This is a genomic window from 'Nostoc azollae' 0708 (assembly GCF_000196515.1).
GTDB lineage: Bacteria > Cyanobacteriota > Cyanobacteriia > Cyanobacteriales > Nostocaceae > Trichormus_B > Trichormus_B azollae.
In genome coordinates this window covers 454,879-476,566 of the sequence record NC_014248.1, presented here as the reverse complement: position 1 = coordinate 476,566, position 21,688 = coordinate 454,879, and the positions used below count along the sequence as shown (strand labels likewise).

At 39.4% G+C, this 21,688-nt stretch carries 17 protein-coding genes and 4 pseudogenes; 11 read left to right on the top strand and 10 right to left on the bottom strand.

Features of this window, described 5'->3' with window-relative positions; all coding sequences use genetic code 11:
• Positions 1-176: 176 nt before the first annotated feature.
• The 4 genes and pseudogenes from AAZO_RS28365 to AAZO_RS02195 all read right to left on the bottom strand — a co-directional run.
• Positions 177-2,099, bottom strand: a pseudogene (locus AAZO_RS28365) (glycoside hydrolase family 10-like protein); the annotation flags it as partial.
• A gap of 105 nt (positions 2,100-2,204) precedes the next feature.
• Positions 2,205-2,414 (bottom strand): hypothetical protein, encoded by a 210-nt coding sequence (locus AAZO_RS02205; RefSeq protein WP_013190014.1) that lies wholly within the window; start codon positions 2,412-2,414, stop codon positions 2,205-2,207.
• An 84-nt stretch (positions 2,415-2,498) separates the two neighbouring features.
• Entirely contained in the window at positions 2,499-3,824 is a 1,326-nt protein-coding gene (locus AAZO_RS02200) for a TIGR03279 family radical SAM protein (RefSeq protein WP_013190013.1), read from the bottom strand.
• Between the two features lie 94 nt (positions 3,825-3,918).
• Positions 3,919-4,827 carry an undecaprenyl-diphosphate phosphatase gene (locus AAZO_RS02195; RefSeq protein WP_013190012.1) on the bottom strand — a complete coding sequence of 303 codons (909 nt, stop codon included), beginning with the start codon at positions 4,825-4,827 and terminating at the stop codon, positions 3,919-3,921.
• Between the two features lie 917 nt (positions 4,828-5,744).
• Between AAZO_RS02195 and AAZO_RS33165 the strand changes: the two genes are divergently transcribed.
• The 3 genes from AAZO_RS33165 to AAZO_RS02185 all read left to right on the top strand — a co-directional run bounded on the left by AAZO_RS33165 (position 5,745) and on the right by AAZO_RS02185 (position 6,820).
• Positions 5,745-5,924, top strand: coding sequence for a hypothetical protein (locus AAZO_RS33165; RefSeq protein ID WP_144031227.1), 180 nt, complete (start codon positions 5,745-5,747; stop codon positions 5,922-5,924).
• 92 nt (positions 5,925-6,016) lie between these two features.
• Positions 6,017-6,247: a winged helix-turn-helix domain-containing protein gene (locus AAZO_RS43225; protein WP_049790517.1), complete on the top strand. Its 231-nt coding sequence runs from the start codon at positions 6,017-6,019 to the stop codon at positions 6,245-6,247.
• Positions 6,248-6,340: 93 nt separating this feature from the next.
• The gene (locus AAZO_RS02185; RefSeq protein WP_041639278.1) at positions 6,341-6,820 is read left to right on the top strand and encodes a transposase; all 480 of its coding nucleotides are present in this window, start codon (positions 6,341-6,343) and stop codon (positions 6,818-6,820) included.
• Positions 6,821-6,830: 10 nt separating this feature from the next.
• Here AAZO_RS02185 and AAZO_RS43220 read toward each other — a convergent pair.
• From AAZO_RS43220 to AAZO_RS43210, 3 genes and pseudogenes are all read right to left on the bottom strand, one after another.
• Positions 6,831-7,147 (bottom strand): annotated as a pseudogene (locus AAZO_RS43220) (DUF4277 domain-containing protein); the annotation flags it as partial.
• 100 nt (positions 7,148-7,247) lie between these two features.
• Positions 7,248-7,577: an IS5/IS1182 family transposase gene (locus tag AAZO_RS43215; RefSeq protein ID WP_041642380.1), complete on the bottom strand. Its 330-nt coding sequence runs from the start codon at positions 7,575-7,577 to the stop codon at positions 7,248-7,250.
• Positions 7,547-7,930 (bottom strand): IS5 family transposase, encoded by a 384-nt coding sequence (locus tag AAZO_RS43210; protein ID WP_013190010.1) that lies wholly within the window; start codon positions 7,928-7,930, stop codon positions 7,547-7,549. Before AAZO_RS43210 ends, AAZO_RS43215 begins: the two co-directional genes overlap by 31 nt.
• A 372-nt stretch (positions 7,931-8,302) precedes the next feature.
• On the opposite strand from AAZO_RS43210, the gene AAZO_RS02170 reads away from it, so the two are divergent.
• The 6 genes from AAZO_RS02170 (at position 8,303) to nadB (ending at position 13,353) form a co-directional block, all read left to right on the top strand.
• Complete coding sequence (locus AAZO_RS02170; protein ID WP_041639274.1) at positions 8,303-8,647, top strand: hypothetical protein; 345 nt, start codon at positions 8,303-8,305, stop codon at positions 8,645-8,647.
• 245 nt (positions 8,648-8,892) lie between these two features.
• Positions 8,893-9,105 (top strand): hypothetical protein, encoded by a 213-nt coding sequence (locus AAZO_RS02165; RefSeq protein ID WP_041639271.1) that lies wholly within the window; start codon positions 8,893-8,895, stop codon positions 9,103-9,105.
• Positions 9,106-9,150: 45 nt separating this feature from the next.
• Complete coding sequence (locus tag AAZO_RS40820) at positions 9,151-9,273, top strand: hypothetical protein (protein ID WP_266887753.1); 123 nt, start codon at positions 9,151-9,153, stop codon at positions 9,271-9,273.
• A 708-nt stretch (positions 9,274-9,981) separates the two neighbouring features.
• Positions 9,982-10,761: a DUF3120 domain-containing protein gene (locus AAZO_RS02160; protein ID WP_013190009.1), complete on the top strand. Its 780-nt coding sequence runs from the start codon at positions 9,982-9,984 to the stop codon at positions 10,759-10,761.
• A 368-nt stretch (positions 10,762-11,129) separates the two neighbouring features.
• On the top strand, positions 11,130-11,558 hold the full coding sequence (gene psbU, locus AAZO_RS02155; protein WP_041642372.1) for a photosystem II complex extrinsic protein PsbU: 429 nt from the start codon (positions 11,130-11,132) through the stop codon (positions 11,556-11,558).
• A gap of 124 nt (positions 11,559-11,682) precedes the next feature.
• Positions 11,683-13,353, top strand: a complete 1,671-nt coding sequence (nadB, locus tag AAZO_RS02150; RefSeq protein WP_013190007.1) for an L-aspartate oxidase — start codon at positions 11,683-11,685, stop codon at positions 13,351-13,353.
• Between the two features lie 184 nt (positions 13,354-13,537).
• Here the strand turns inward: nadB and AAZO_RS02145 are convergent.
• A pseudogene (locus AAZO_RS02145) lies at positions 13,538-15,613 on the bottom strand (CHASE2 domain-containing protein); the annotation flags it as partial.
• 139 nt (positions 15,614-15,752) lie between these two features.
• Between AAZO_RS02145 and AAZO_RS02140 the strand changes: the two are divergent.
• A pseudogene (locus AAZO_RS02140) lies at positions 15,753-16,844 on the top strand (ISAs1 family transposase).
• A 693-nt stretch (positions 16,845-17,537) separates the two neighbouring features.
• On the opposite strand, the gene AAZO_RS02135 reads toward AAZO_RS02140, so the two are convergent.
• Both AAZO_RS02135 and btpA read right to left on the bottom strand, forming a co-directional pair.
• Positions 17,538-18,521 carry a vitamin K epoxide reductase family protein gene (locus AAZO_RS02135; RefSeq protein ID WP_013190006.1) on the bottom strand — a complete coding sequence of 328 codons (984 nt, stop codon included), beginning with the start codon at positions 18,519-18,521 and terminating at the stop codon, positions 17,538-17,540.
• A 99-nt stretch (positions 18,522-18,620) separates the two neighbouring features.
• Entirely contained in the window at positions 18,621-19,469 is an 849-nt protein-coding gene (btpA, locus tag AAZO_RS02130; RefSeq protein WP_013190005.1) for a photosystem I biogenesis protein BtpA, read from the bottom strand.
• Between the two features lie 803 nt (positions 19,470-20,272).
• Between btpA and rimO the strand changes: the two genes are divergently transcribed.
• Positions 20,273-21,595: a 30S ribosomal protein S12 methylthiotransferase RimO gene (rimO, locus tag AAZO_RS02125; protein ID WP_013190003.1), complete on the top strand. Its 1,323-nt coding sequence runs from the start codon at positions 20,273-20,275 to the stop codon at positions 21,593-21,595.
• Positions 21,596-21,688: the final 93 nt, after the last annotated feature.

Below are 21,688 nucleotides of genomic sequence, written 5' to 3'. Positions count from 1 at the left end.
TATCACCTTAAAATCAAGCTGTTATTGTAAGAATTCAGGAGTCAGGAGTCAGAATGTTTGAGAAAGTGGTTAATTATCAAATAGATATTTTTGGCGTTAGCCCACAAAGCTGACTGCTGATGGCTGTTCGCGTACCGTGCCGTTAGGCATTAGCTGAACACTTACTTACCTATTATCTAATTGAAAGTGGCCTTATTAATCACTCTTCTCTCAGCATAACGCAATAAACTTTCTATAGTAATCAAACGATTTTCCCACACTTTAACTTGATAAGGATTTTCTTGTACTGGTACGCTCATCCAACTTTTAAACTGAGACTGAAAACGAGTCAAAGATACTTTAGCACTAATCAAATTACTAGCAGAAGGTAAAATCGCCAACTGATTTAAAGCATTTTGTAATTCTTGGTATTGGTTCTTAAAATTATCACTTGTAGTTACAGGGTTAGGTGCTCGCTCACTCTTTTCCCACAGAAATTGCCATTCTTTTTGTAAAGCAGCATAGCGAAAAGCTGCAGTCTGAAAAGGCTGACTTTTAGGAATAGGATCATGCTTTGTATTTTGCACCTTCCCTTGAGTGCTAATCAATATTTCGTCTAACTTCTCATTAAAATTCTCAGCCGCAAACAAAGCATAACCACTAACAGGTAAATCCCTCAGCAGTTGTAACTGGTCAAATGTTCCCAGACTTGGTAAAGAAAGCAGACGAATCCCAGGAACCAATAAAGTAGAACCTAATTTAGTAGAATGAGTCCAAGGTTCTGCCAATGGTTGGAAACGGGGAGTATCCAAAGCATCAGTCATCGGCACAACTAAATCTATATCTCCTCGTCTAGCCCAAACTTCCCAATCCTGTTGAATCTTTTGTACTCGCTCGTATTCCCCTAACGGAAACACAGCCACCGATAAAATTAAATAAGACCGCTTTTGTCGCAACATCTGTGCAACTTGACCCACAAAAGTGTCAACTTATTCACTGCGGAATGCTGTCCACTGCCGAATGCTGTCCACTTTTGCCACAACTCCCGCTGAGTGGGCGAAATTTTTACTGGATCCACACCAGTTTGTTGGTGACACTTTTCCCTGACAGCTTTACCATAACCATAAGTTCGACCAGAAAAAGGGTCTTGGAAGGGATAGCGAATATAGTCTAAGTGCAGACCATCAACTTGATAGCGAGTGAAAATTTCCGCGTATAGCTTTAATAAATACTGACGTACTTCCTAGCCGGGTCTAAAAAAGGCTTTGTTGGACTAACAGGAATCATTTGCCCACGCTGATCATAATTTGCCCAATCGGGATTAGCTGCCAGCACAGGCCCTGGATAATCAGCACCAATACCAATAAGTTCATTGTGACGGCGATTACCAGCCGCAAAAGTCCACACCCAAGCGTGTAACTCCATTCGTAGTTCATGGGCTAATTTCACTGCTGCTGCTAGTGGATCCCAGTCTTTAATCAAGGGGTTTTGTTGGGGTCCAACCTGACTGGGATAAATAGTATAATTAGTATTAACGGTTTTAAAAAATACAGTATTAATTCCCGCTTGCGTCAAGCGATCAAAAATCTTTGGTAGTTCCGCTTCATTACCAGCCTTAACAATTGTCCCCCGATCTAACCAAACAGAGCGAATTGCTGGTTGAGCTATTCGTTGATTTACAGGAAATTGTTGCCATAAGGTTGTTTTTGACTTTAAGCACTGTTGACGTACCAAGGCATAGTTTTTTTTGGGAAATCAAAACAGGTATATTTTTGGCAACTTCCCTTGCTTGGGCTCAAGTTTCCTCTAAACTTAAGTCTGTGGTTTCAGTAGAGATTAACTTGGGAGTTTCTGCCTTTAATGATTGAGGTTTATTCACGTTCACAATGGTGGTGTGAACAGATGCAGCTAAATTGGCGCTTTCTAGTCTAACAATCAAACTTTCTAACTCTTGTTGCAGTGTGATCGCATCTTTACTACTTACTAATTGGTTGATTAGAATTAGGTGTGACATCCAAACGCACTCCTGCTTCTAGTTGATCAATATCCTCTTGGAAATTTGGAGGCGTGACTTTAGTAACGGGTTTTAGTTGAGGCGTTGTTTTCGGAACAGTTACCCGTCGAATTTGGGTTTTTGCTTTACCAGGATTAGCTTTCTTGCCAGCATTAAACCGTCGAGATTGGGTTTTTGGTTTCCGAGAATTGGGTTTTTTCCCAACCTTGAGCTATTGAGTTGGTTTTTCGGCTAGCATAGAATTAGTGTTAGTAATATCTATCAATTGCTTGGCATCTTCCTGGCTGTTAATGATGTTTAACTCCCCTGTTTGTGTTGCTGCATTTAGAGGTAATCTTACCCAAAAATTAAAAATTAATAAATTTAAGTTCAAACAAAATAACCCCACTTTTTTTAAGGGGAATTTAATATTTTTACTCATTGGTAATTGGTAATTTAATGCAGATAATTACTTGATGGTACAAGCCCCCAGATTTATCCGTGGGGTCAATCCAAAGTCGGATGACTACTGACAACAACTGTTGATTAAATCTTCAACTCCTCCAACGGGGAATAATTTGGTATTTAATTGAAGAGATACTTCCTCAACAGTCATATCATCTAAAAATATTAACTCCCCATGTTTAAGGATGACAATAGGCAACAAAATACCCTCACCTAAATCTTGTCCTTTTAAGTGGAATATTAAATCATGTCCGGTCAATAATCCCGTAACGCTGATATTTTGCCCCCAATAATCGCTACATAAAGCATGCATATTCACCTCTAATCCTTCCACAGCATTTAACTGTTGAAGAATTGGTTGGAAGGCTTGTTCAACAGCATTACCTACAACCCAAGTTAATTTTCTCGGTTCAGCAATTTTGGGCGGTAGTAATTCTTGGGCAGCATAGGTAAATTGCTTAATAAATAACCGAATAGAACCAACACCATTATCAATTTGTGGATAGTCCTCATATTCAACTTCGCTGGGTAATTCTTCACCAGCGATTAAAAACCACTCATCAGCTAACCAAGCCACACTAGAACGGTATTTTTGACCGAATTCCTGAGATAGTGATTTCACTTGAGTAATTACTTCTCTGGCTTTTCCTGGGGTTACAGGTATGAGTTCATCTTCTTGGGGACGAAATCGCGTTAAACCAACTGGAACGACTGCCACTGATGCTACCGTAGGTATTTCCCCAGTATGAAAAGATATTAAATCTCGTAATGTTTTCTCCAAATGTTCACCATCATTTATACCTGGACACACTACAACTTGAGCATGAATTTGTAAACGTCTTTTTTGAAACCATTTTAGTTGTTCTATAATTTTCCCAGCACGGTTATTTTTTAATAGTCTAGTTCTCACTTCTGGTTCTGTTGCATGAACAGAAACATACAAGGGAGATAAACGCATTTGTTCAATCCGTTGCCATTCTTTATCTGATAAATTAGTCAGAGTTAAATAAGAACCATATAAAAAACTCAGACGGTAATCATCGTCTTTCAAATACAAGCTAGAACGCTTACCTGGTGGTTGTTGATCAATAAAGCAAAAGGGACAACGGTTATTACACTGAATTAAACTATCAAATAAAGCCGTTTGAAATTCTAGCCCCAAGTCGTCATCATAATCTTTTTCAATTTCAATATGATGAGTTTTACCTCCAGCATCTAAAATTTCTAATTTTAAAACTTCATCCGCACATAAAAACTGGTAATCAATTAAATCACGGGGTTTTATCCCATTAATAGCAACAATTGCATCACCCACATCAAAGCCAATTTCAGCAGCTATGGACTCAGGTAGCACCTTGGAAATTTTTGCAGGACTAATAGTAATCATGGAGAACTCAACATTGGGCATTGGGCATTGGGCATTGGGCATTGGGGATATTTATCTTTCTTCTTTCTCCCCCACACCCTAAACCCTTCAATAATTATCCTTGCCAACCGGCTGTTATCGCTAATAAAATGGCACTGCCAAAAGCCAATCTATACCAGACAAAAACAAAGGTATTTTTTGTTTGTAAGTACCGAATCAAAAAAGCGATTGATAGGTAGGAAAAAATAAAAGTTGAAATAATACCAACAATTAACAGAAAAACAATATTACCTGGTAACTGTTGTTCCTGAAATAGCTTGAATATTTTCAGGCTTTTATACAAGGTAGCTATCGTCAGAGTGGGAAAGCCTAACAAAAATGAAAACTTAGCGGCTGTATCACGTTCTAATCCTAAAAATAAGGCAGTTGTCAAAGTTGACCCAGAACGAGAAACCCCAGGAATCAAAGCTAGAGTTTGTCCCAATCCTACTAATATACCATCTCGAATCTGTAAAGAATCCAAACCTCGCTTGCGAGTGCCAATTTTTTCTGCCAAACCTAGTAACAGTGCCATTAATACTGACATGATAGCAATAATTAATGCACTTTCAGGTAAAATATCTTTTAACAGAAAGCCAAAAATTAATGCTGGCATTGTGCCTACAGCAATACCTACAATAATCTTCCATTCTTCACGTTCCCAATCTCTATCCTTTAATGCAGCAATTCCACCTTTAAGAATACTAGAAATCAGCGACCAAAAATACAACACAATAGCAATCACACTGCCAAATTGAATGGCATCAACAAAGTCTTTATAACCTAATTCCTTCCAAGCAAATATCTTGGTCACAATTAACAGATGTGCTGTACTGCTAATGGGTAAAAACTCTGTAATACCTTGAACAATACCCAAAATCAGTGCCTGTAACCATTCAGGGGTGATTTTTTCCGTGTTTTCTGCCACAGCCAAAAGTGGCCAACATAGTAAACCTATACTACTTACTTCTAAGATTGTCGCCATCAACCAGACTCCCAAAATGGATGCGTAATTTTAGCAAATTATCCAACCTGATCCGTTTTCATCATCAGATTTTCCGGGCAAGATTCACAGGAAGAAGTGTGCAGTAATAAGTCCTCGTGCACAATAAATTGCACATTTCGGGAAGGGAACAGGGAATAGGACGAGATTACAGGGATTTCTATTTTTTAGCTAAATGAATAATTAATTTTGGTGATGTACGTAGTCCCTCGCCAGTATTAAATTACGATTGTGGGATTCCACCTTACGCAGAAGCATTATCCCTCTACCTTAGTAACCCACATTCCGCACTTAAATAAGTAGCATAAATAAACTACATTGTAGAGGCAATTCAGAACTAGAGTTTTTAAAGATCCAGTAGCCATGAAAATAGAAATTATGCACATCAAAGTTCCAGCTTTTCTTACACAATCAAAAAGCCAGTCAGACAACAATGTTTAATTTAAATTGTTCAATCACTTATGAAAATACAAGACTATGCGATAGTGAATTAGAGATTTGAAAACTAAGCAAATAAATAATACTTTTGACAAGCTGTAGGTAGGAATTGCAAAATTCGACAACGTTCCTCTGTCAAGTTCAGAATCCTGTGAACTCCTTGTGTAATCAGAAAATGAATCCCTTGAAAACATATGCCAGTTGCTGCCTCTTTCAGAGGAGCTTCCCTAACAAGTCGGGGAACCCGCCGAACCCACAGGCTCTGAAAGATCCAATAATTATTGTCCTAGATTACTTAGGCAATTACTATACTCTCCATGCAAATGCAATGAGGTTGAAGCTAAATGGGAATATTTGATTGCTACTCCATGTTTTTTTACCACTTCTAATACCAAGTCTAAATGAGTGTAGATAGAACTGTAGAATAAAGAACATGGAAGATAAAGACTCATGAGGAAGCAATGGCACGCCCTTTCAATCTAGAAGTTCAAGAAAGTGCTGAGTATTTGTCAAAAAGCCTGAAAAATGCGCGGACAGCATTAGACAAAGAACGTTTACAAATGCTGTGGTGGATAAAAACAGAACAAGTAACCCAGCATCAAGAAGTAGCCGAAGATTGGGCAGAGATGGGTCAACAATAACAGGATGGTTACAAAGGTATGGAAAAGGAGGACTATCTTCTCTTTGAGAGGTAAAAACTGCGCCTGGGGCAACTCCTTTAATACAAGGTGAAATGCTATCACAACTAATATCAAAGTTAGAATCCCCCCAAGGGTTTAGCAGTTATAGGCAAATTGTGGAATGGCTAGAGCAAGAATGGCACGTCCAAGTCAAATACAAGACAGTTTACAGTTTAGTGCCCTACAAACTAGGGGCAAAATTGAAAGTACCTCGACCCATCAGCTCATCACAAGATGAGCAAGCTATAAACCTTTTTAAGAAAACATCCCCCTTGCCTTGGTAGCTTTAGAGAAACTATTGGGTGGGGGAAAACGACTGAGTTACCTGTGCCAGGATGAAACCAGATTAGGTTTGAAGACCGAAACTGGAGGAGTGAGTGATTACGGCTCGTGGTGTTAAACCTGTAGTGAGGGTGCAGTGGCCACGAAAAGCATTTTGGCTTTATGGAGTTGTTGAACCCACCTCTGGATGGCATTTTTGTCAGGAATATCCTCATCTAAACAGTGAAAATTTTCAGAAATTCTTGGATGTCCTATCTCAAGAATTAGGTTCTGATATGGCATTAATGCAGATGGATCAAGCTTCTGCACACCAAGCTTTGGCACTGTCTTGCCCTGAAAATATTATTCCCATTTTTCAACCATCTCACTCTCCTCAACTTAACCCCATCAAGCGATTATGGCAGTTTATTAAACGTCAGTTCAAAGGTGAAAGTTCCTCACATCTCGACCAATTGCGTCAGCAAGTTCAACATGAATTAGCTCAATTATCTTCTGAGATCATCTCCTCTTTGACCAGTTATGATTTCATCCTTGAAGCTCTGTTTCACCAAGCTTTATTCTGTGCAGCCTCATAGAGAATTAGTATAAGGCAATTATTAGGAATAATTTAGTTAATCCATAATATTTGTATAGCTTATCCATTACTCTCCCTATTCTATCATCATTTAAATCTTCGCCTTCAATTCCCACTCCTAATCAATGTTATATGGTTTTTTCCTCAAAAAGTTGAGGAAATAAATATAATGGTCTCCATAGAAAACCTAGTCCATAATGATTGCTTTGACTATTTCTCCTGTATTCACTTTCTCTCTACTATCTATTCAGAATATCTCATTAATTTTTTCTACAATTCCTATCTCATCTATTAGAGATGATTTATAAAGTAAATGTTGAGGAGACAAGAGGAAGTAGCATAATTCTAGTCATAAGAGCATATATAGCCCCTTACCTCATTTGTGTTAAACGCTCATAATCCTTGCTTAGACGATGATATTGGTTAAACTACCCAAATGTTCTTTCTACTACCCAGGGTTGTGGTAAAACTTTAAATTCTTGCTCAGTAGGTCCTATGACTTCAACATGAGCTTGAATCAGGAACCAAACTGCAAGTGCAAATTTATCACTGTCATAACCGGAATCAACCCATAAAACTTGGACTTTTTCCAATAACTCTGTGGGTTCCTCTAGCAGTTCCATTAGTGCATAGGCAGCAAGTATTCGTTCTGGGGCATTCGCTTCACTAACAACAACTTTCAACACAAGTCCCAGGCTATCAACTAAAGTTTGCCCCTTTCTTCCTTTTACCTTTTTACATCCGTCAAAACCATACACATCCCCTTTTTTTGGTCAGTGTTGACCGACTGACTGTCTGCAGCGAGCGCGGTAGGTTGTGTTGATTTACCTAATTTCGAGCGAACTTGACCACCCAATGTATGGTTGAATTTTTCCCAAACCCCCTGGCCCTGCCATTTACTGTAATAGCTATATACCGTTGACCTTGGCGGGAAGTCACCTGGAAGCATATTCCATTGACATCCAGTTTTCAAATGATAATAGATGGAATTACATATTTCACCCATATCTGTTGTGGGTGGATGCCCTCCTTCTTTGGCTGGTGGAATCAATGGGGCCAGGATTTCCCAGTCCATATCAGTTAAGTCTGTGGGGTAAGACTTTCGTTCCATCAGTAGCTATGTAAATACACTACATTTTATGTATCCTATCCTTCCAACATTCCTTTTCTACTCCCCTTTACATTTACTTTATCAATAGCCTCTTATTCCTGCTATTATTCCCAAGTTATCCAAGTTCTTACTCTCAAACTCTTCTTTTTGGTAATTCATATTTTTGGGGGTTTTTACTTAGTTTAGGCTCATTAACATTCATTTTCTCATGTTCTCTCCTGAATTTATTGTCAATACTTACGAGTTCTAAGTTGTTGCCAATTTTTATTGTATTGTCTATTTTCTTACTATTTAAATTATGTGTTTACTACGGTAAGGATTGAGGTGGTGGGGTATTGATAAGTGTGATAGGTGAGTCAGAATATAGCACTTATGGAAAAGAGGCTGGGACTAAAACTAGACAGAGAGATATTGAAGCAGTTGGGAACAGAGCAACTGGTAGAAATCATTATTGACCAGGGGAAAAGTATAGAGAACCTAAGAAATAGAGTAGTAGAACTGGAAAAAGAAATAGAGAAACTCAAAGTCAGTAGAGATTTAGAGACCATAAGATTATCCAAAGCACCCTTGGGAGACATCCTCAAAAAAACCGAGAACAAACAACAAGAGAAACCAGAAGAGAACCAGACACCAAAACGGAAACCAGGAGGACAACCAGGGCATAGGGGAAAAAGGAGAAAGGTGTTTGGTGGAGTAGATAGAATAGATTTGAGATAGTGGGACGGCAAGTGTATAGATTTGAGATAGTGGGACGGCAAGTGTGTGGATGGTGAGGTCAGGGGGAATTGTTTGGCGAACCAATAAAAATCCAAACACAACAAGTAGGGGAGTTGGTGGACAGGCCAATCCAAATAGTAGAATATGAAAGATATACGTAGATTTCCAGTGTGTGTCGGGAAACACAAAGGGCACACTAGTCACCAGATATAGTACCGGGACAAGATATAGGAATCACACAACACTTGTTGTTGTGGGAACTGGGTCAAATAGAAGTTGGAGTGGGAATATTAGTAGCTACCAATGAAGGAATAGATGGTCCAGTGGCTCAAAGTATTCATAGCCTCAAACAGTGGATAAAACAAACCCAGCCTCATATCCTTGGGGATGAAACACTCTGGGTAGTTAAAGGGGTGAAACAATGGTTATGGATTTTTGCCAATAGTGACTTCCCTTGATTTCATGGGTCTGATACTCCTTGTCCTGGCGAATTAGAATCCATTGTGGCTTCAAGTTACTCTGGTGTAATCAGTTCTGATGACTTTACTGCCTATAACGGTTATCCGGTTACAGCTCAACAGAAATGTCAGGCACATCTACCCTACCCCGTCACTTCAAGACACTAATCAAGATTCCTGGCTTCAATCACCAAGAAATTGGCACAAAATTCATGGACCTCATAGATGAAGGTTTTAAAAACTACCCTTTATTCCAACAAACCCAAAACCTTCATGAATTCTTGACTTGGCCATCCTAGTTCCAACCAAAAGTTGAATCTTCCATTCATTCATTGATCAAGCCCTAGGGGAACCTGGTAAACTCTTACCTTCCTTAGGCAATAGACCTTGATCATAATTTAGCTGAACCAAGGTTAGGTTTAGCACTGACACAACGAAAAGTCTGTGGTGGTTCTCTTTCTCTGGAGCTATTCGAACATCCTGCCAATTTATTGACGGTTATACAAACTTGTCGTCGTCAAGCACTTTCTCTAGTTGAGTTTTTTGACCAACCTATGAAAGCCATGGTTCACTCTGCTTTCCATACACCTTCTTTAATCCCTCTCCCTTAGACCTGAATCCTTACTTACTACGTAGCTCTTTGGTTTTTTTTTACACCTATACATGGACTACAAGATGAAGTGCTGAATGTGGGCTATTACTATGACCTTATTCTTTTAGTGGGAAGGGAGTATCTTAATTCTCCTCATCTCCCTCATCCCCTGTCTCTATCGAAAATTTTTCGTTAAATTTGCAGTATAATCAGAATGCCCCCTGGGGGGATTTTAGAGTGTGGTACTGTAGATAAGTAAAGTTTAGTAACAAATATTAAAAACATTGATTAATAATACATTGTCTGCTTACACTGTTGAAAACTCATCTATTGATAATAATTTGCATATTACTGAAACTAGGCATAGAGGTATTAAAGAATTGGAGTCCACCCTTTCGTTATCACCCTTCCTTCCCAGTGGAATAACTTGGAGGCAAACTTGGTTAGTATTTGTCGCAGCGATTTTTTTAGTAACCGTACCAGTATTTATAGAAGCGCCACTAGTGCGATCACTACCTACTCTCAGTTTAGTAATCACAGGATTCTGGATTTGGCTGAGTTTGACATTAATGTCACGTCCTCACACCTATCTCTGGGGAGATTTACTCTTAGGATTTAGCTGGAGTTGGTTCACAGGGGCAATTTATTGGGGTTGGTTACGTTGGGAACCCTTATGGCACTTACCCATAGAATCTCTTGGACTACCCTTTGCTATCTGGTGTTTGTGCCGAAATTGGGGCAAAGTCGGTAACTGGTTTTATCTGGGTTCTTTATTCGGCACAGTTTTAACAGATATATATTTTTATGTAGTAGATTTAATGCCCTATTGGCGGGAAATTATGAGAACAGATGCCGATGGAGCTTCAGGAATCTTAAGAAATGCTTTAGCACAAGTGCAAACTCCTTGGGGAGAAGTTTGGGCAATCATTCTGGCCTTAGCACTATTGACCGTCGGGCTGGTATCTTTGGGTAAAAAGCAAAAACATTGGTACGCCTTTGGTGGAGCAGTTTTGAGTACAATTTTAGTAGACAGTTTGTTCTTAATAGCTGCCATTCTTACTTAAAGTTCTCAGCTACTAACAATCAACTTCAAAAAAGCTCAATACTATATTTGGAAATAAATTTTTACAAAGTAAAATTTCCAAAATATCTCTAACGTGGTAATAGCCAATCGTACTAGAAGTTGCAACTTCAAATGCAGCTTAGTTTCGGTAGTTCACTAAGCTGTATATTAGTTTCTGATGACTGCTGTGTGTTGATTCAGCTATCAGCTATCAGCCCAAGCATGAAGTCAGAGGAAAAAGTACCCCATCACCCCCCAAAGTTATCACGGGGGTTGAATCAATACTCCATACTTCTCACTTCAGCCCACAGTTGACGGCGTTTAGTTGAAAGGTTTGATTTTTGTTTGATGGAAAGAGGTAGAAAAATCGTGAAAGGATTAGTACGTTTATTAACAGTGTTTAGTTTGTTGCTAGGCTGTTGGGGATGGCTGGGAACAACCCAAACAGCCCAAGCTATCAGTTTTAGCAAAATTGCTTTGCGTCAAGTTCCAGTTTTAGCAATTGCACGTCAAAATAAGGCAGATGCCAAGTTAGGAACTGAATTTGGTAAAAAAATTGATTTGAATAATACCAACATTGCTGCTTTTCAGCAGTATCCAGGGCTTTATCCCACCTTGGCTAAGAAAATCATCACAAATGCTCCTTATAAGAGTGTAGAAGATGTATTAAATCTACCAGGATTAAGCGATCGCCAAAAACAAACCTTACAAGCCAACTTAGGTAACTTCGCCGTCACAGAATACGAGCCGAACTTCAATGAAGGAGATGATCGTATTAATAACGGTATCTACAGATAACTTTGGTTGGTAATAGGTAATAGGTAATAGGTAATTGGTGATTAGTGAAAAGTTAATTACCAATTACCAATTACCAATTACCAATTACCAATTACCCATTACCCATTACCAGTAATTTTGAATTTTGAATTTATTAGATATTCCCAGGCAATTTGATGTTTTAATAGTCGGCGCTGGCGCTGCTGGACTATACACAGCACTATGTCTACCAGAATCCTTACGAGTAGGCTTAATTACTAAAGACACTATAACTTTATCTGCCAGTGATTGGGCGCAAGGTGGTATTGCTGCTGCTGTTTCTCCAGAGGATTCACCCAAGCTGCATATTGCAGATACATTAAAAGCCGGAGCGGGTTTGTGTGATGTCAAAGCGGTAAAATTTTTAGCTGAAAAAGCCCCTATTTGTATTCAGTCCTTAGTTAACTTAGGGGTAGCCTTTGACCGTCATGGTAACACCTTGGCTTTAACCTTGGAAGCTGCTCATTCCCGTCATCGTGTTCTTCACGCCGCCGATACCACAGGTAGAGAAGTAACCACAACTCTCGCGGCTCAAGTCTTGCTTCGTCCCAATATCCAAGTTATTCAGCAAGCTTTAGCTTTATCCTTATGGATAGAACCAGAAACCAATCTTTGTCAAGGAATTAGCCTGTTTTATCAAGGTAAGGTTACATGGGTAAAGGCTGACGCTGTAGTTTTGGCAACAGGTGGTGGAGGTCAAGTATTTGCCCAAACTACTAATCCGGCTGTAAGTACAGGTGATGGCGTAGCTATAGCTTGGCGGGCTGGGGCTATCCTCCGCGATTTAGAATTTGTCCAATTTCATCCTACAGCCTTGACAAAACCAGGACGCTTTCTGATCAGCGAAGCTGTACGCGGTGAAGGAGCGCACCTTGTTGATAACGAAGGACGACGTTTTGCTTTTGACTATCATCCAGATGGGGAACTTGCACCGCGAGATGTGGTCAGTAGAGCTATTTTTAGTCATTTACAAGATACAGCCGTTGATCTTGCCACTGCCCATGTCTGGTTAGATATGCGTCCTATCCCTGCTGATAAAATTCGCCATCGGTTTCCTAACATTATTAATGTTTGTCAGCATTGGGGTATTGATGTCTTCAATGAACCGATTCCTGTAGGTCCGGCTGCTCACTATTGGATGGGTGGTATTTTCACAGATTTGCACAATCGTACCAATATCCCTGGTTTATACGCTGTGGGAGAAACTGCCAGTACGGGAGTTCATGGCGCTAATCGCCTCGCCAGTAATTCTCTATTGGAATGTATAGTCTTTGGGGCGCAGATGGCTCATTTCCAGGATGAAATGCTGAGAAAGGGACAAACTACAGAATCTCCATCTTCCCCAAATCCTTTATCTTTTGAGTTATCCGTTAGTGATTGGGAAAATCAACAATTACAACTAGAAGCAATCAGGAAAAAGTTACCCCGTTTAGTCTGGCAAACTGCTGGTATTTGTCGAGAACAATCAAGTTTGGAAAATGCGATCGCTACTATAGAATCTTGGCAACAAGATTTCGCTAATTTACCTTTAAGTAAATTTTTACAACGTTTACGTCCTCAAGAACCAGCAAGTTTCAATTTACCGAATATTGATCAGCAATTGCGACTTTGGGCAGAAACCCACAATTTATTAGATGTAGCTTATTTAATTCTCAAAAGTGCTGCTTTTAGAACTGAAAGCAGGGGGGGACACTACCGTTTAGATTATCCCCAACTAGCTCCTGAGTGGCAAGTCCACACAACTATCCAAAATCATCATTGGTGGCAATCTAACTAAATATTGCAAGCTGATACACACAATCCAAAATCTAAAATCCAAAACTATATCATCAGCGTGTCCCGCTACCATGTTGACTATCAGACGCACCATAGTTTGGGGGAATATATTAGGACTTACGCTGCGAGTATTTGGAATTTTAATTCAATCCAAAATCTAAAATTTTTCGTATCAGCTCAAAAACTTATGACGAAAACTCATAGCGATTTTTCCCCAGATGTTTGGCCTGGTACATTGCTGTGTCCGCTTGTTTAATCAAGGTTTCACTGTTATCGGCATCGTTAGGGTAAATACTAATACCGATGCTGGCAGAAACGCTAATAACATGGCCATCCAAAATTATCGGCTCAGCTATTACACTTAGAAGTTTTTCGGGTACCGTTGCAAGTATCTGTACATTAGAAATAGCCTGTAAAATACCCGTAAATTCCTAACCGCCGAAACGATAAATTATATCAGCAATACGCAAAGTATTACTTAGACGTTGAGCAATAATTACCAGCAGATGATCGCCCATTTCATGACCTAATGAATCATTCACTCATTTAATACCATCTAAATCTATAAATAATAATGCCAACATAAAGTTATTAGATTGTGACCATTTCAAACATGCATATAGTTGTTCAGTGAAAAACTTGCGGTTAGATAAACCGGCCAGAGGGTCATGGTATGCTAATTGCCGCAAGTAGTTTTCTTGGATTTTTAATTCATAATTAGAACGAAATAAATCATCAGCAATTTGTTTTAGTTATTCCTCGATTTGTTTGCGTTGAGTGATATCTCTAAGAACACCAACTAGAAAGAAATTACCAGCAGCATCTTTGTTGAGCGCTCGCTTAGTAGCTATCAGATGAGTTTTACCATGAATGTCAGTAAATTCTTCTTCATGTTCCTGGGGTTGCTGAGTCTGAAAAACAAAATTTTCTTGTTGAAGAAATATATTGGCTTCATGCTGAGGAAAAAGATCGTAATCTGATTTTTCCATTAATAAATTATAGGAATAACCACTAAATTTACAATAAGCCTCGTTTAAAAGAATCTATTGATATTGTTGGTTTTTGACAAAAATGGGATCAGGAATAGCATTGATAACTTGATGCAGAAATTCTTTAGAACGTTTTAATTCTTATTGTATATAAGTGATGTAAAAAGTTATGGCAATAGCTGAACTACAAAAAGTCAGCCCGGGAGGAATAATCGGTATCCACCATCCTGCTAACAAAGCAATGTAAAGACTTATGTTTAACACCAAACCCAACAGTATAAATATGAATATACTTTTTCTTGGCTGTTTGATTTGCCATGTAATTACTGCTCCTATAAAAGACCAAATAAAAATCCACAGGCTTTCTAGGAAATCGGGACAGACTCTCAGTAATGGTCGTCCTTGTAGAGCAGCAGAAATTAATTCATGAATAAAATAAGCTTGTAGTTGAACTCCAGCTATAGGTTTTGCTTCACTCATTCGCATCAAAGGACTGGAGTAGGGAATAAATAGAAAATCCTGGAGGATAGGTGCTGTAGAACCGATAAGTACGATGTGATCGGGAATTAAATCCTCTGGAACTTTGTCAGCTAATATAGCTCCCAAAGATACCTGATGATAACTATAAGATTCCCTAGATGAATTTTGACAACGGGGTTTAGGAAAATTAGATACAATTTGATAGCCTCTCCCATGAGCCCCAATATAAGCACCATTATTACTCTGAAACCGAGGAAATACAGCCTTACCTAACTGTAAATATTCAGGATTGCTAGCAGATTTTTTCGGTGTGATTCCCTCAGAATTAAGATATAATAAAGCCAGCCTCAAAGCAGAACTTTCATAAACTTGATCATTTGCGTGCCAGTATAGTAAACTGCAGCGCACCTTGCCATCATGGTCATATAACACATTATTAAAAGCCACTTGTCCGTGCTGTTTTAACTCTGGTGCAGGTGAAACTTTACTATCTATTTTATGTGCCAGTAGTTCGATACCAATCAAGTTTGGCATTGCCTTATAAGTCGCCACCAGTTTATCATGACCAGGCTGTACAGGCAAATCTCTATAGATATCTAAGCCTATTGCACGGGGTTTATAGCTGTTTAATTTGGACAACACCTGAGCTTTTTGATCAGAAATTGGCCAAGAACCTGCTTGATACAAAGAGGTTTCATCAATTGCGATGATAGTAATACGTTCCTCTGGTGCTTCATAGGGACGCAAATGGAAAAATTGATCTAAAGCTGCTAACTCGAAAGACTGTAATAATTAGGGCGAACGCATGTAAATGTAGTACATATATACTAAGGAACGAGAAAGGTAGGGAGGGCTGATGATATAGAGGTTGACCAATGAGGCTCTGATGGTAAAGTCATTGTAAAAGTAGAAGAAGAAAGTCCCAAAAAGTGTGAAGCTCAAGCCCACAATCACGATTACTGACCACGTTGCACAGATGGAAGATCCAAGAGTAGAGGGGAGGAAACGACACAAGTTAATTGACATTCTTACCATTGGAATTTGTGCAGTAATTTGTGGAGCAGATAGTTGGGTGGCAATTGAACTGTATGGCTACAGAAAATATGAGTGGTTAAAAACCTTTTTAGAACTAGGAAATGGGCTCCGGTCCCAGGACACATTTGGAAGGGTATTTGCACAATTGAACCCGCAAAAATTTCAAAATTGTTTCTTGAACTGGATGAAATCAGTACATAAGATAAGGGATGGTGAAGTTGTGGCAATTGACGGGAAAACTTTATGTAGTTCTCATGGTAAAAATAGTGACTAGAGTGCAATCCAAATGGTAAGTGCATGGGCAACTACAAATAAATTAGTGTTGGGACAGATGAAGGTGCATGACAAATCAAATGAAATTACAGCAGTTCCCGAATTATTAAAGGTTTTAGAATTAGCTGGATGTATTGTCAGGATTGATGCCATCGGGTGTCACAAAGACATAGTAAAGTTAATTACGCAAGAAAATGCAGATTATGTAATTACTTTAAAAAAGAACCAAGGTAATCTGTATGAGTCAGTAGAACAGCTATTTAAGTCAGGGATAAGTACAGGTTTTTAAGAGCTTCAACATAGCACATATAAACCCGAAGAAACAGGGCATGGTCTTCATGAAATCCGCAACTTTGGGTTTCAGCTTGATCCTGATTCAGTTTGGTCAAATCTAAAAAGTGTTGGGATGGTAGAATCTATCGGATAAGTGCATGATAAAACAACAGTAGAGACTCGTTATTTTATTAGTAGTCTTGAGTCAAATGGAGAACGATTGGCTAATTCTGTCCGCAGCCATTGGGCAACAGAAAATTCATTGCATTGGGTATTAGATGTAGCTTTAAAACAAGATGACTGCCGGATTAGGAAAGATAATGCTCCACAAAACTTTGCAGTAATGCGCCAGATAGCAGTCAATCTTTTGGGTAAAGAGAACCCCGTGAAGCGGGGGATAAAAAATAAACAGTTTTTGGCAGAAATGGATAATAACTCTTGAGAAAGAGTTTTAGCTTTAGCCTCAACTAACTTGTCAACAATTTACTTAATATTTTCTTCTGCTTATTTTTACAGATAAGTTTACTTATTTATGGATGAATAGTTAGCTCATTTATCCTTAGCTAAGAGTTATTCAATTGGAGATAAGCTAATTCATCGCTTAATAAAAAAGTGATTGATTTTGTTTATATATCCATCAAGCTTTGCACTTATATATATAGATGATTTTAAAATCCTCATTAGTTTTTATTAGGAAATAAGGTGCATTTCCCCTGCTGTAATAATCCGATATATCGAAATAGCAACACACAGATAGGAGTCCACTAAGCAGTCATTAATTCTCTACGTCCTTGACTCACCATTTGTTGGATTGCAAATACAAGTCTAGGAAGAAAATTTCTGAACTGCTGATGCATAAAAACCTCGTCTCAGTCCTTATTTTATTTGGCTAAAGTACGCTTAAATCTCAATACTACTCGGTTAATAATCAGGAATTAGTAAATTGTTTTGGGGAAAGCTGACTGTGTTTAGGGTAAAGGTTTTTTCTCCTTTTCCCCTTTCCCTTGTCCCAAGCCAAATTAAAAGTATAAGGTAATTAACCGAGCCATATTGAAGCGTAAGTTACGTGTGACGGGTTGATAATCAGGGTAAGAAGAAGACAGTGTAAGGTGTGTTTTGAGTGGAATGAGGCACTTTACTTAAAATACTTGAAGTTTTGAGGTCCTGTATAACCAGTTATCTTTGCCAGTTCGTTTAAATTCTGCACACCACTGTATGTTTTACCATTCATAACCCAAGAAGGGTAACTTTCAATTTTCGCAGCTATGCACTCTTGTGTTGGTGTGCCAGGGTTATCGGGAGAAGCACATTCAATGTGGTTGATTTCTTTGTAAGCTTCTTTGCCAAAGAGTAGCTTTTGTTCATGACAGTGAGGACACCACCAAGCAACATATTCTTTTGCACCGATTTGGGTTAAGTGTTTTGCTAATTGAATTTCTGACTCTCCAGAAGTAGTAGTAATTTGCCAGCCTACTTGTGGTTTTGGTTCTTCTTTGGCGTCAAAGAAAATCTGTACGGTTTTACCATCAGTGGGTTCGGCTATATTCCCTGATGTGTTTATATCGGAGTAAATACTGAATGTAGTAATTAGTGTCACCATACCGACAATTAGAGCAGTGAAGAATATTTGTCCAATATCTTCCCAGTCACGACCCAGGATGGTGAGAGTTAAGATACTCACAGCAAACAAAGCTGAGGCAATACAGTAAAGACACAAAGCTTGGAGTTGAAATGCTAGGACATACATTAAATATCCACTAAATACTGACATAGTGATCGCACCGACCAGCAGCAACCACCAAGTCAGATTTTCTATTTGTTTTCGATTTTTGTTCCCTTCTACTGAGTTCAAAGCCAAGGGAGCTACAGCCAAGAGCAACATACCGATGTATGTCAGCAAACCAAACAGAGCTAAAGGCTGGCCAAAAACTGTACCCCAGGGGCTAGAAAGTACATCAGTACAACCTTTAACACCTTCTGGAGTAGTGCAAACAGGATTACCTCCTGTTAACTTTTCAAACGTGAGATAACCTGTGTTGAGGATACCAAGCCCAGTGATCGCCCCAATCAATGGACGCGACCATTTATGAATCCAAGGAGTAGAACGACGGTGAATCATAATTGGTAATTGGTAATTGGTCAGTAGTAATTGGGCATTGGGCATTTGGTATTAAGAAAATAACTTCCCCATCTCCCGTATCTCCCCAGTCTCCAGTCCCTAAGAATGTAATTTTATTGAGGAACTTGATTTACTTTCACCTTTAGAATTCCAATTCCGGTGAGCAGCTTCTACAAATTGACTGACACGAATTGGGTCAATAGGCTGGGAAATTTGATCGTGGCGTTTGAGAGAACTGGAAACAATCACACCATTTGCTGCTTGCATCAGCGTACCAATATTTTCCCAATTAGCTCCGCTACCAATGAACACTGGTGTACCAGCAGCAGCACCGCAAGCCAGTTCCAAGTCTTCTAAGTTAGGAGGACTGCCAGTAGCCCAACCTGATAAAATCACCCCATCAGCTAAACCTCTTTCTATTGTGTCTTTGACAGCAACTGTTAGATTGGGTGAACTTAAAGGACGCGCGTGTTTAACCAACACATCAGCCAAGATTTTCACATCAGAACCTAGTTCCCGACGATAGCGGAGTAATTGATGTGCCTCTCCTTCAATTAATCCCTGGTCAGTGGCCATTACTCCTGTAAGGATGTTAACCCGGATAAATTGTGCCCGTACACAACTAGCGATCGCCATTGCACTTTTGCCATCATTCCGTAAAACATTTAAACCCACAGGCAAAGTTACTAAATTCTGTATTCGCTGTACCACCACAGTCATAGCACTGACAACGGCTGGATCAACTTGGTTTTTAGTAAAGGGTGCATCGAAAAAATTTTCTACAATTAAGCCGTCTACCCCACCACTGGCCAGGGCGGTTGCTTCTTGTTCAGCACGGTCAGTTACTGCTTTCAGACTACCACCCCAACGGGGTGAGGTAGGTAGGGGTAGCAGATGAACTACGCCAATAATCGGTGTTCGAGTTTTGAATAGCTGATATAAGTCCACGTCTTTATTTTGCTTGGCAAAGTCCAGGGTTGAGAATTTCTTGTTTAAGGATCAAGGATGAAAAGACAAAAATAATTTTGCATCTGACCTGTCCCTTAATAGGTGGTAAATTAGGTATTGGCCTGCTTTTGACTATATCTTCTGGTAATTGAGACAGTCTCCGCCTTCATATTTCATATTTCACCAAACTCTTGACTTTATATCTAGACTAGTGAATTCGTTTGATTATGAATGGTTCGTTACCTCCTTCTCAAGATGGAAATTAGCGTTAAACCTTTCATAAGATATGTTAAGATAAAATCTGGCTACAAGAGGAGTTTGCCACTCACAAGACGCAAGGCAGCTTTCCCGTAGTTTAGGTATTATGCCAGCGCATCATCGCGGGTTTAGCCTAAGATATAGGGTAGCATTACTGCTTTATGGGCGCAGTCGCGTTTGCGATTTCCCTGAGGGTAGCGACTTCTCAAAAACAGCCCTTTGGGCGGCTTCCCGATGGGTAAATTAACAACGCACACGCTGCGGTAGCGTAAAATACCAATAAGCGAATCGTTAAGAAATATTAAGAGTGTCAAAATTGCCATAAGACACTCAGGTTTACCCTAGGAAACAGATTAATAAAAACATCATAGCATGACCGCTATATCTTGACTGATTAGGGTCATACGTCCACTGGCACTTACGAAAAACAACTGGTAGTGAAAATCCATTACTGCGGTGTCCTGATCAGGGTGCGGGAAAAAGCACCTAATTATTACTTGTTATGTTTGACTGCACAAGAAAAAAACTGAAGATATTTTCAAAATATGGGTGACAAACCAACAATAGCCATTTCTCACTTGGGCTGCGAGAAAAACCGAATAGATACAGAACATATGTTGGGTCTGTTGGTAGAAGCAGGTTATGGTGTAGATACAAATGACGAGTTAGCTGATTATGTAATTGTCAATACTTGTAGTTTTATCGAAGCTGCTAGAGAAGAATCGGTAAAAACCTTAGTAGAACTGGCAGAAGCAAATAAAAAAGTCGTTATTACTGGTTGCCTAGCGCAACACTTTCAAGAACAATTATTGGAAGAGTTGCCAGAAGCACTAGCCGTGATTGGCACAGGTGATTACCACAAAATTGTCAATGTCATTGAGCGGGTAGAACAGGGAGAGAGGGTGAAACAAATTACCCCCCAACCTACTTACATAGCGGATGAAACCACACCACGCTACCGAACTACAACCGAAGGAGTAGCTTACCTAAGAGTTGCTGAAGGATGCGATTATCGTTGTGCATTTTGCATTATTCCTCATCTGAGAGGGAATCAGCGATCGCGCACTATTGAATCAATAGTTGCTGAGGCCAAGCAATTGGCAAGTCAAGGGGTAAAAGAAATTATTCTGATTTCCCAAATCACCACCAATTATGGTTTGGATATTTACGGAAAACCAAAGTTAGCGGAATTACTTTGTGCTTTAGGGAAAGTAGATGTACCGTGGATCAGAATGCACTATGCTTATCCTACTGGACTCACACCAGATGTGATAGCGGCAATTCAAGAGATACCAAACGTGCTGCCTTATTTAGATTTGCCCTTGCAACATTCTCATCCAGAAATTCTTCGAGCCATGAACCGTCCTTGGCAGGGAAGAGTGAACGATACAATTATCGAAAGTATCAAAACTGCCCTCCCCTCAGCAGTGCTAAGAACCACATTTATTGTTGGTTTCCCTGGAGAGACACAAGAGCATTTTGAACATTTACTAGAGTTTACCGAGCGACATGAATTTGATCATGTTGGTGTCTTCACCTTCTCACCGGAAGAGGGAACCCCCGCCTACAATTTACTAAATCAATTACCACAAGAATTGATGGTAGAGCGTCGTGATCAACTCATGGCACTCCAACAACCAATTTCCCTCCTCAAAAATCAACAGGAAGTAGACAAAATAGTTGATGTCCTGATTGAGCAAGAAAATCCCGAAAGTGGAGAATTAATCGGCCGTTCCGGCAGATTTTCCCCAGAAGTTGATGGTCAAGTCTATGTTAAAGGCGACGCAGGGCTAGGAACCATCGTGCCAGTAAAGATCCACAGTGCCGATGCCTACGACCTCTATGGTCAAATAATTATGAGTAATTAGTCATGGGTCATATTGCTATGACCCATGACCAAATTTACAAATAAGTATCGGTTTACAAGTCCAAAAAAACTCACAATAAAATCTTTAGGAGAA

Bases quoted from the DNA above. Each gene is read 5' to 3' on its own strand.
- AAZO_RS43210 (WP_013190010.1), bottom strand. From the start codon at position 7,930: ATGGAACGAAAGTCTTACCCCACAGACTTAACTGATATGGACTGGGAA.
- AAZO_RS02200 (WP_013190013.1), bottom strand. From the start codon at position 3,824: ATGATTACTATTAGTCCTGCAAAAATTTCCAAGGTGCTACCTGAGTCC.
- AAZO_RS02195 (WP_013190012.1), bottom strand. From the start codon at position 4,827: ATGGCGACAATCTTAGAAGTAAGTAGTATAGGTTTACTATGTTGGCCA.
- AAZO_RS02205 (WP_013190014.1), bottom strand. From the start codon at position 2,414: ATGAGTAAAAATATTAAATTCCCCTTAAAAAAAGTGGGGTTATTTTGT.
- AAZO_RS43225 (WP_049790517.1), top strand. From the start codon at position 6,017: ATGCTATCACAACTAATATCAAAGTTAGAATCCCCCCAAGGGTTTAGC.
- AAZO_RS33165 (WP_144031227.1), top strand. From the start codon at position 5,745: ATGGCACGCCCTTTCAATCTAGAAGTTCAAGAAAGTGCTGAGTATTTG.
- AAZO_RS02170 (WP_041639274.1), top strand. From the start codon at position 8,303: ATGGAAAAGAGGCTGGGACTAAAACTAGACAGAGAGATATTGAAGCAG.
- rimO (WP_013190003.1), top strand. From the start codon at position 20,273: ATGGGTGACAAACCAACAATAGCCATTTCTCACTTGGGCTGCGAGAAA.
- AAZO_RS02135 (WP_013190006.1), bottom strand. From the start codon at position 18,521: ATGATTCACCGTCGTTCTACTCCTTGGATTCATAAATGGTCGCGTCCA.